General features: G+C 70.0%; 8 protein-coding genes and 2 pseudogenes. 7 read left to right on the top strand and 3 right to left on the bottom strand.

Annotated features, from left to right (window positions below):
* Positions 1–8: 8 nt before the first annotated feature.
* Positions 9–844: pseudogene (locus AOK15_RS34500) on the bottom strand (helix-turn-helix domain-containing protein).
* 131 nt (positions 845–975) lie between these two features.
* Here AOK15_RS34500 and AOK15_RS34495 point away from each other — a divergent pair.
* Entirely contained in the window at positions 976–1,452 is a 477-nt protein-coding gene (locus AOK15_RS34495) for an ATP-binding protein (protein ID WP_055522247.1), read from the top strand.
* Positions 1,453–1,581: 129 nt separating this feature from the next.
* Positions 1,582–2,001, top strand: a complete 420-nt coding sequence (locus AOK15_RS34490) for a hypothetical protein (protein WP_055522246.1) — start codon at positions 1,582–1,584, stop codon at positions 1,999–2,001.
* Here the strand turns inward: AOK15_RS34490 and AOK15_RS34485 are convergent.
* Entirely contained in the window at positions 1,998–2,465 is a 468-nt protein-coding gene (locus tag AOK15_RS34485; protein WP_055522245.1) for a hypothetical protein, read from the bottom strand. The two genes, AOK15_RS34490 and AOK15_RS34485, sit on opposite strands and share 4 nt — an antisense overlap.
* Before the next feature lie 54 nt (positions 2,466–2,519).
* A complete protein-coding gene (locus tag AOK15_RS34480) occupies positions 2,520–4,796 on the bottom strand; it encodes a hypothetical protein (protein ID WP_240508729.1) in 2,277 nt (758 codons plus the stop codon).
* Positions 4,797–5,216: 420 nt separating this feature from the next.
* On the opposite strand from AOK15_RS34480, the gene AOK15_RS34475 reads away from it, so the two are divergent.
* The 5 genes and pseudogenes from AOK15_RS34475 to AOK15_RS34455 all read left to right on the top strand — a co-directional run.
* Positions 5,217–6,245, top strand: a complete 1,029-nt coding sequence (locus AOK15_RS34475) for a helix-turn-helix domain-containing protein (RefSeq protein WP_055522244.1) — start codon at positions 5,217–5,219, stop codon at positions 6,243–6,245.
* Between the two features lie 79 nt (positions 6,246–6,324).
* Positions 6,325–6,687, top strand: a complete 363-nt coding sequence (locus AOK15_RS34470; protein ID WP_055522243.1) for a hypothetical protein — start codon at positions 6,325–6,327, stop codon at positions 6,685–6,687.
* Between the two features lie 98 nt (positions 6,688–6,785).
* Entirely contained in the window at positions 6,786–7,289 is a 504-nt protein-coding gene (locus tag AOK15_RS34465) for a hypothetical protein (RefSeq protein ID WP_055522242.1), read from the top strand.
* Between the two features lie 5 nt (positions 7,290–7,294).
* Positions 7,295–8,323, top strand: coding sequence for a hypothetical protein (locus AOK15_RS34460; RefSeq protein ID WP_055522241.1), 1,029 nt, complete (start codon positions 7,295–7,297; stop codon positions 8,321–8,323).
* A pseudogene (locus AOK15_RS34455) lies at positions 8,320–9,779 on the top strand (hypothetical protein); the annotation flags it as partial. The gene AOK15_RS34460 and the pseudogene AOK15_RS34455, both read left to right, overlap by 4 nt.

Below are 9,779 nucleotides of genomic sequence, written 5' to 3'. Positions count from 1 at the left end.
CTTGCGGATCATGTCTCTCCCAGCATCTTCTCGACGAAGGCCATCGACTCCCGAGGCGTGAGAGCCTGTGCCCGGATGATTCCATGGCGGATGTCCAGGAGCTGGACCTCTTTAGGGTCGGTGATCACACGGCTCACAAGCTGAATCTCGTTGTGTCCCACCGCGCTACCGTCCCGCAGTCTGAGCAGTCTGAACGAGCCCGCCAACCCCGCGTTGTCCTCGCAGGCCAGCGGGAGGACCTGAAGGTCGACGTTCCTCAACTGGCCGACTTCCAGAAGGCGTTCGAGCTGCCTTCGCATCACCATTCTGCCCCCGATGGGGCGGCGCAGCGTCGACTCGCATTGGACAAAGCTGAATACGGGGAGCGGCGCTGCCGCTCGGCCGAGGATCTCCTGCCGGGCCAGCCTGGCGGCCACGTGCTGTTCCAGTTCGTCCTCCCGGAAGGGGGGCCGTCTGGTCGCGAAGGACGCTCGCACGTACTCCTCGGTCTGCAGAAGCCCGTGGATGACCGAGTTGTTGTAGTTGCACAACTCAACCGCCTCTTCTTCCAGCTTCTTCAGGTCCCGCACCTTCTTCGGATAGCGGACCTCCGTCAAGTCCCGCTTCATCGCGATGATCTTGCCGTTCGCGCCCAGGGCCTCGTCCGCCTGGTCCAGGTACTCCGGGCGGGGAATCCGCCGCCCCCGCTCCACCGAGGAGACCAGCTCCTCCCCGTACCCGATCGCCGCCCCGAACTCCGCCTGGGGAGACCCGCCGCCTCGCGCCACAGCTTCAGCTGGCGTGCGACCGTCTTGATCACCGCCCCGGCCTCGTCGTCCTGAGGTCCCGCGTCCCAGTCGCCCACGTCGTTCGCCGCCTTCCGCCATGCCGTTTCCCGGTACGGCCCGGACAGAGCCCGGAGTCCTCCCGGACAGCCGAGCTCCGCACGGGCGCCGACCCTTCACAGGCTATGCATGCTTGACCACGCTGTGTGACATGAGTGACCGAATCACCCGAACCGGCAGTTCCGTTACCGCCGCCACTGCCGGACAGGCGGCGCCCGCGGCTGTCGCCGACCCGCCGCGCCGGTTCTGCGTACCGCTCTCCGCCACCCGTCGCGGAGCCCGCCTCGCCCGGCTGCTGGCCGTGGAGCAACTGCGCTCGTGGGGGCTGCTCCTGGACCCCGCCCAGCTCATCGTGGCCGAACTCGCCACCAACGCCGCGCTGCACGGCCGCGTTGCCGGTCGGAGCTTCCGGCTCACCCTTGCCCTCACGTCGCCGAACACGCTCCGTATCGAAGTGATGGACGCGCGAGGGGAGCGGCTGCCCGGCCGGACACCGGTCGGCAGGGCAGGTCTCGCCGAGGGGGGCTACGGGCTGCTGCTTGTCGAGGAGTTGGCGGATCGGTGGGGTGTGGTGGACGGGCCGGTGCCATCCAAGACCGTCTGGGCCGAGCTGGATCTCAGGCGCTGAAGTCGCTTCGGTGCGTCCGTACGGGGCGAGTCCTCGGCCCTGGAACAGCCGTCAGGGTCTCCGAGCCCCGGATCCAGGCCGCTCTTGGGCTGGCGACACATCAGCCAACAGCGTCAGTACCCTGACCGCATGGCCGACCTCTATGCAGTCGACGTCTCCCTGAACCTGGCGGCAACGGTGCCGGACGCGGTGCTCTCCGAGTTGCGCCGGCATCTCGGCCATGAGGGGGCGGGTGACGGCCTCGCCGACGAATCCGACGACCACCCCTTCTGGGCCGCCCGCGGTCCCGCCGGGCGCATCGGTGGTGTGTTGGTCGGCGAGCTGATCAGAACGGACCCGGGCTGGGCCTTGACGGTTCGTCAAGAAGTGCATGCCGAAACCATGGCGCAGGTCGACGCCTTGATCGAAATGCTGGCATTCCACTCGGCCACGGAAGGCGTCATCGGTCAGATCCGGTTCTACGAGGACGAGATTCCCGATCTGTACCTCAGCAGGTCCGGGGAACTGATGAAGGTATCCCTGAGCCGTCTGCCGGAAACGAAGCTCTAGTCGTCCCCTTGCGGAGCAGACGAAACGTGCAGAACGGCCTCGGCGTTCGCGAGCATGCGTGCAATGTCGATGGGCAGGTGCTCGAATTCCTCCATGACCACGTCATAGGGTTCGACTTGGTGCGCTTGCCCGTCGAATCCGGTGCCTTCGATGAAGTAGCGGTAGCCGGTGGGCGCTTCCGGGTCGTCGACCTTCATCCAGTGGGCTCCGCGTCGACGCACGAGCACATCACCGAGGAACGAGACGAGATCTGTGTGGAGCGTGATCCAATCGGACTGCTCGAACTCGCCCAGTGGCAGCCGCGAGACGTAATTCTGGAGGCCGGGCAGTGAGGCGAGCGGATCCGCTTCGAACTGCTCTCTCGTCACTCCGACCATCGCGGCGAGATGAGCCGCGTTGCCATGGGCCCCTTCCGCCCACTGTGAGACCTCGGCGGCAGACCCGTCCGACGTGTTGTTCCGCATGGCGTGCAGCCTTTCAGTTCTCAGGACGCTCCACTTCCACGATGGAGTGTCCCATCAGCCCTTCTTGGGAGCAGGCCCGTACTCCAAGAAAATGATCTTAACTTCGGTCAGATAGTCCCGAAGCTCCTTGGACGGTCCGGCGTGCGTGAACGACCAGCGCGGGTCAAAGTTCGGGTTCATCTCTCGCAGCGCCAGATCCTTGTGAATCTGCTCCTTGATCCCCTTGCTCAAGGGGACTTCGTTCTTGATCGCCTCCTTGGTCCCGTCCTTCAGAGTGATGGTGCGGTATTCGCCGTACGTCTTCACCTCCACGGCGACGGTGTGGCCGCCGGGCATGTCCACGGGCACGTCAACCTTGCGTCCACCGGAACCCGTCACCGGATACCGCCCCTCCTCCCTTACGGGAACCGGGTAGTGACGCTCGGGGCCACCTCGCCATTGCTGCCTGTGCAGTTCTTCACCCGCCGCCCAGCGGAGTTCCGGATTACGCATGTTGCGCACGTCCCGCAGGGTGAGAGGCCCGTCGCCCGGCGGCAGCGCCGGCCGAGACAGATCGGGTTCCATCCCGGCGTACGGGTTCTGATCTCCGCGTTTGACGGGAGCGTCCGTGTCCGCTCCGTGAGCGCCGGACGACTCGTCCGGCTCATGCGTTTCGGGGTCCGGATCAGGGCTGCCGTTGGAATCACGGTCGGTGTCGGAGTGCCCGTCGGGTCGATCGTCCCCCGTGCGGCCGGGGCGTTCGTCACCTCGACCGAGATCGTCCGGACCGTCATCGGCTCCCCCGGAGCCGCCACCACGCCCCGCCGCCGCATCGCCTGCCGTACGGCCTCCAGGACCTGTCGCGGCGCTGACCCCGCCGCCCCGGCCACCCACCGCAGCGGTCTCCCCCGCATGCGTACCCGCACCGACACCCGCAGGCTCCCGCACGCCCACGTCGGCCGCAGGCGGCTCCTGCCTAGCCCCGGTCTCCCCGGTGCGCTGCTCCGCCGTCCGCTCGTGACGGATGCTGTCGAGGGACTCCCGTACCGTTCCGTCCGCGTTGTGCATGACCAGGGTTTTGGTGTCGAGGTAGACGACCTCGCCCTCCGGGGTGGTCATGCGGACGGAGTTCTCGGGGGTGAGGCCGGCCGGGAGGTCGTCAGTGATGTTCGGGGTGTCGGCTATCCGGTACGTGCCCTCGCCGAGCCTGATGTGCGTGCCGTTCGTGATCCCCCGTAGCCCGGCCATGACGTCACCGACCTTCACGGCGGTCCCGCCTATGCCCTTCGCGATGTACGTCATCGGGTCGACGATCCGTCCCGCCTTGCCCGCGAAGGAGATGGCCTTCGCAATCGCACCGGCCTTACCGGTCGCCGCGACCGCTCCTCCCGTCCCACCCGTGAAAACGGTGGTGAGGACGTTGAAGGTGACCGCCCCTGCCGCCCGGGAGGGGTTCTTGCCCCACTCGTCGTACGCGATGAGCGCCTTGCCGGTCTCCACGACCGCCGTGCGGGAGTCGCGCAGCCAGGAGGGGAGTTTGTCGGCCGGGGTCAGCCAGTACGCGGCACCGAGCGGCGTTCCCGTGATCAGTACGCCGGTCGCGAGCTTGCCGAGGCCGACCCAGGCCTGTCCCGCCGCGTCCCAGCCGTTGAAGCCGACCAGCGTGCCGAGACCCTTGATCGTGCCCCACACGCCGTCCACCACGAAGCCGACCGTGAAGTCCCAGGCGTGCTCGTGGAAGTAGTACCAGGGGTTGGACTCCTCGACGACGTCACCCCATGGCAGCCCCGCGGCATTGTTGAGGTCCTCGGCTCGGTACCCGTACATGTTCTCTTTGTTCGACCCGTCGCCGACGACGAGCGGATCTCCGCCGACCAGTGCGACGATCTTGTTGTGGCAGGCCCGCTCGGCGGCCTGGAAGGCGGACCAGGCCGCGTTCACCGCGTTGCGGCGGGCCGTGTTCTCGTCGATGAGGTCGCCGTCCGCGACCCAGTCGTCGTCGTCCGCCACGCGCCGTTCGAACGCCGCCGCCTCCTCGCGGAGCGTGTTGAGTCGGTCGACCAGGGGCCGGACCTCGGTCGCGTAGTCGAGCAGTGCCTTGGAGACCGTGTCCAGCTCGGTCTGCAGGTCGTAGCCGGCCGACGAGACGGGCGCCGTCGTCGCGAAGAGCTGATCGGCCTCGGGGGCCTTGTAGAAAGGTTCCAGCAGATTGAAGTTGGCGTCGATCAGCAGACCCGCCGCACCGATCGCCATGCCGTCGAACGCGATGTCCCCGGCGTCGGTCTCCAGTTGCTCCAGATTTCCGGTGAACTCCGGTATCTCGGCCGAGACAACGGGCCTGTCCTCGCTCACGCCTACCCCCGTGGACGTCCTCGCGGATTCGTTCGCAGATCGCTGCCCTCAGCAGTCGATCATTTGTACCAAAATTGCGATCGCGATCCCATGTACTTCTGGCCAAGGGGGCGAGTGGCGCTCAGAGCGTCGGCTGGTCGAAGCGGCTTGCGCCGGGGCCTGGAAACACGGGTCCCGGTCGGCTGTGCGTCGGGGCTTCGGGCGGTAAGAGAGAAAGAACTCTTGGGTGAGAAACCTTCCAAACCAACCAAACCCCGTGTTCGTCACCCGCTGGGGTGAAATGTGTCAAGTCGGCTGGCGTGGTGGGCGGTTGCGCGTGCAGGCTCGGCCGAGACAACCGCAGACATGCGTCGGCCCCCGCCGGGACTTCCACCTCCCAGTGCGAGGGCCTGACCACCGAGGAGAAGTAGGGCTTCCCTCATGGCTGAGACCAAGCCTAGTGGCGCCGTGCGCCCGCAGTCCCGTATCCGGCAAAACCCCACCCGTTCCGGGGTCACCCACATCAGGGAGTACCAACCCGACCGGTTCACGATCATCGGCAACCACCTTGCGCAGCACCGCGAGTTGTCCCTGACCGCCATCGGGCTCGGGACTCACATCCTCTCGCTGCCGCAGGGTGCGTCCGCCGACATCCGCACCCTCGCCGAGCGGTTTCCCGAGGGGCGGGACCGGATCGCCTTCGCCCTGCGTGAGCTGGAGGCCCACGGGTACATCGAGCGGGTGCGGGAGCGGGTTGATGGGGGGCGTGTGGTCACGCGTACGTACGCGTACAACGCTCCGGCCCTCACTCGTCACCGTCGGGCGGCGGCGGGCGCAGGAGACGGGGCGGGCTTCACCGCCGCGCGGCCGACGAGGCCCGTACCCGTCGGTCAGGGCGATCCCGCGAGGCCGTCCGCCGACGTGACGTCCGCGCCTCCCGGTGTCGCCGTGGCTCCGGTTCCTGCGGGCGTGGACAACGCCCCCGGAGCCGAGGACCGCGCGCCCACCCCGCCTGAGTCCGCCGAACCCGAGCCGTCCGGCGGCGAACACCACGACAAGGCTGTCGCCCTGCTTGTGGGGCTGCGTCGGACCGACGACCGGTTCACGCTCTCCCGGCGGGACGTGCGCCGTCTCACTCCGGCCGTCATCGCCTGGTTCGACAACGGTGCCAGTGCGACGGCGGTGCATCACGCCATGACGGCCGACGTGCCCGCCCTCGTCGAGCATCCGGCCGGCTTTCTCGCCTATCGGCTGAGGGAACTGCTGCCACCACCGTTGCCGTCGTCGCCGGAGGTCTCCGAGAGCGGGGTTCCAGAGGCCCAGCCGTCTCCCTCGTACCCCATGGTCGACTGCGCGGGCGGCTGCAATCGGGCCTTCCGCCGACCGGAGGGCACGTGGTGCCGGGACTGCCGGGCCGAGCGCGACCGTCGCACCGCCGAAGCCGAAGCCGTCTGCGGCCGTGCGGCCTGAGCGACCGGCAGGAAGCGCCTCGCGGGGCGTATGAGCCTTCGAACCGATCTGACCGCCCCACCACTTCGACGGAGCTGACATGGCCCACCCCATGCCCCACCACACGACCCACTCCGCCTACGTGGAGGTGTACAGCGCGCTGCGTCAAACGGCTGCCGCACTGGAGGAACTGAAGCGGACGGGCGCAGGGGAAGGCTTCGCGGAACCCTATGCAGGGGCCGCCATGCACGCCGTGCGGTTCGCCGTGGCGGTTCTGCACCCCGTTCTGCCCTGCCAGCCGGGGCCGCCCGCCGACCATGAGCCCCAGCGACAGCTGGACTTGGCCGCGCACTGGCGGGACGCCGCTTTCGAGATCGGGGAGTTCGCGCCGGGGCCCGCTCTGCGGGTCGTCAGGTGCGAGGAAGGCGCCGGTACGCACGGGGGCGGTGTCCAGGGGGCGTAAGGCGGTCGCGGTGTGCGTCAGTTCACCCTCGCGGAGTGGGTGTTCGCGCTGGCAGAGTGGACGTGTATCGCGCGGGCCGACGGGGGAGGCACGGGAGCATGACAGCGATGATCTCGGTGAAGGTCGAGGGGCCGGTCGGGCTGGACGAGCCGCAGGAGCTCCTGGAGGAGCTGGGCCGGGAGACCGGGCTCGACTGGCGGCTGGAGACGGTCGGGCAGAAGGGCACGCTGGGCGGCGATCTCGCCTTCACGTTGCTGGAGGCGCTGCTGGAGGGCGCGGTGGGCGCCGCGGTGGGGGTCGCCGCGCAACGGGCGGTCGACACCTGGCGGGGGCGGCGGCTCGACCCGCCGACGGTCACCATCGTCTTCCAGATGCCGCAGACGCCGGGGTCGGCGCCTCCAGTGCCGGGGGCGCCGACAGTGCCGGGTGCGCCGGGTGCGCCGGGTGCATCGGGGAGTGCGGGTACGCCGGGCACGCCGGATGCGCCGAGTACTGCGGGTACGCCGGGTACGCCCGAGCCGCCTCAGGGGTCCGAGCCGCCGCAGGGTCCCGGTGACGACGTCGGCGGTTCGGCGGGGTCCGCCGTCCCCGAAGGGAGCTGACGGGTATGGCGTCGCGGGCGCTGGTGATCGGTGTCGGGGCGTACGACGACGACTCCGGCATAGACGGGTATCCGACGATCGAGGCGAGCGCCCGCGCGTACGGGGCGGCGCTGGCCCGGGACCCGCAGTGGGGCGCGGAGGCCGGCGCCGCCGTGCTGGATCCGGAGCGGACCCGGACCGCGGACGGGGTGATGCGTGCCCTGCACGACGCGGCCGCCGCCGGGGAGGGGCCCCAGGACACCCTGCTCGTGGTGTACGTCGGGCACGGCGCCTACTGGCAGGACGTGCCCGGCGGGCAGGTCCACTTCGCGGTCGGCTCGTCCCGGATCAACGAGCCCTGGACCTGGCTGTCGGCCTGGTACGTGTACCGGGCGATCAGGAAGAGCAAGGCCGGCCTCAAGGTGCTGATCGCCGACTGCTGCTACTCCAACATGCTGCCCCACCTGGGACCCGAGTCCGCGCTGCCGGGCGCCCTCGGCACCCGCTACCAGGGCACCTGTGTGCTCACGGCGGTCGGCGGCACCGTCCACAACGCCTGGGCCGACGCCTGCGCGAACCTGCCGAGCCCCCTCGACACGTGCACCCCGTTCAGCGGGCATCTGCTGAACGTCCTCGGCGAGGGCATGCCCGACCACCCCGACGACCTCACCCTCGGCGCGCTCCGCGCCGGGATCGACGAGAGCATGCAGGAGTGCGGCGTCCACCACGCGCCCCGGATGCTGCTCAACGACGCCTCCGAGGCGGCCACCCTCTTCACCAACCACGCCAAGGGCCGCCGGCCCCGGGCACGCGTCCTGGACACCGTGGACGGCTGGGTCCGCGAGCTGCTCCTCAACGGGGAGCGCAACCTGCCCGACCTGATGCGCCGCCCCGACCTCGCGGGCCGCGTCGTCGTACGGCTCAAGGCGGGCGACGAGCAGAGCCGCGAGCTGGCCCACCGCGTGGACCGGCGGGCCGCCGAACTCCTCCCCGACCCGGTCGACTTCGTCAGGTACTGGGGCGAGATCGAGCCCGCGATGCTGGGCGGCGGATGAGCGGCGCCCACGGCCAGGAAGCCGGACGCCGGACCGAGCACCTGTTCCAGCTGGACCTCGCCGAGTCGCTCAACGAGGCGTACGCCTGGGTGACGCGGATCCAGGTCGCCCAGTTCACTGGCATCCTCAGCCGGATGCGGGAGGAGCACCGCGAGGCCATGGCGATGCGGGCCCTGCATGCCTTCGCGCTGCGCCGCCCCGTCCACGAACTGGTCCGGCTCGCCGACCACTTCGACGGGCGGGACGCGGTGATGCTGATGGCGACGGCGGCGCTGTCCCGGCCGGTCGGCGAGGCGGCCGAGCTGGCGCTGATGCAGTATGAGGCGGAGTCGGGCGGCGAGCGCGCCCCGATCACCGCGAGCATCGTGCACGACGTGGCCTGCCAGCGCACCGCGTTCGACGTGGCGGTGTTCGTACGGGTCCTGGAGCAGCGGGAGCCGACGCTCGCCAAGCGGACCGTGCAGGTGTTCGCGAGCCCCGGTTCCGGCCGCACCAACCTCGACAAGGCGCTGCTGCACACCGCGCTGCGCGACGAGGGCTGCCACCGCGAGGCCGACCGGCTGCTCGGGCTGACCCTGCGGGCGATCGCCGACAGCCCGCCGGGAGCCGCCGGGCCGGGCGGGGCGGGCGAGGAAGGTGAGGAGATGGCCGACCTCGCGGGCGCCTTCCAGCACCTCAGCCCCGCCGGGCGGATCCTGGAACGCTGGGTCGAGGAACGGCTGAACGCCTCGGACGCCACGGAGGTGGAGCGCACCAGGGAGTTGGTGGCGCGGCTCATCGCCCGGCGCGGCGCCGGACACGACGCCCTCGCCGAGCACATCGGCCGCACCGCGCAGCCCCGGCACGTGGTGAAGCTCTGCGCGCTGCTCGCCAGGGGCGACACGGCGTCCCCCGCCAAGTGCGCCCTGGTGCGGCGGTACGCGGCCGGGCACAAGAGCGTTCAGGAGCTGGCCGTGCTGGTGACGTTCTGGCACAAGGAGCCGGCCCTGACGCGCACGACCCGTGAGCTGTTGACGGACATCGTGGCGGGGGCCCACGACTCGGGGGCGGGCGCCCACGGCTCCGGAACGGCCGTCTATCGCTCCGGGACGGACCTCTTCGGCTCCGGGACGGACGTCTTCGGCTCCGGGGCGGGTTCGGAGGGGTCCCGCGCGGGTGTCGAGGGGGCCAGGGTGGTCGTCCAGAGGTCCGGGGCGGGCGTGGACGGCTCCCGGGCGGGCGCCGAGAGAGCCGGGGTGGCCGACGACGGTTCGGGGATGGGGTCCGACGGTTCGAGGGCCGGACCCGACGGTTCGGGAGCGGGGCCCGACGGCTCGGGGGCCGTGCCCCGCACGTTGAACGAGTTGCGGCAGTTGGACGAGTGGCTGCGGGTGGAGGACGCCGATCCGCAGTGCTCCCAGATGCTGGGCCACGCGGCCGCCGTGCATGTGGAGGGGCGTTCCGGCGCCGACCTGGT

The sequence above is a fragment of the Streptomyces ossamyceticus genome (assembly GCF_001418475.1).
Classification (GTDB): domain Bacteria; phylum Actinomycetota; class Actinomycetes; order Streptomycetales; family Streptomycetaceae; genus Streptomyces; species Streptomyces ossamyceticus.
Note: the sequence above shows the minus strand (reverse complement) of the source record. Positions and strands in the feature narration are given on the sequence as shown.

Excerpts from the sequence above, each read along its gene's own strand:
- AOK15_RS34495 (WP_055522247.1), top strand. The coding sequence starts at position 976 with ATGAGTGACCGAATCACCCGAACCGGCAGTTCCGTTACCGCCGCCACT.
- AOK15_RS34490 (WP_055522246.1), top strand. The coding sequence starts at position 1,582 with ATGGCCGACCTCTATGCAGTCGACGTCTCCCTGAACCTGGCGGCAACG.
- AOK15_RS34485 (WP_055522245.1), bottom strand. The coding sequence starts at position 2,465 with ATGCGGAACAACACGTCGGACGGGTCTGCCGCCGAGGTCTCACAGTGG.
- AOK15_RS34475 (WP_055522244.1), top strand. The coding sequence starts at position 5,217 with ATGGCTGAGACCAAGCCTAGTGGCGCCGTGCGCCCGCAGTCCCGTATC.
- AOK15_RS34470 (WP_055522243.1), top strand. The coding sequence starts at position 6,325 with ATGGCCCACCCCATGCCCCACCACACGACCCACTCCGCCTACGTGGAG.
- AOK15_RS34465 (WP_055522242.1), top strand. The coding sequence starts at position 6,786 with ATGACAGCGATGATCTCGGTGAAGGTCGAGGGGCCGGTCGGGCTGGAC.
- AOK15_RS34460 (WP_055522241.1), top strand. The coding sequence starts at position 7,295 with ATGGCGTCGCGGGCGCTGGTGATCGGTGTCGGGGCGTACGACGACGAC.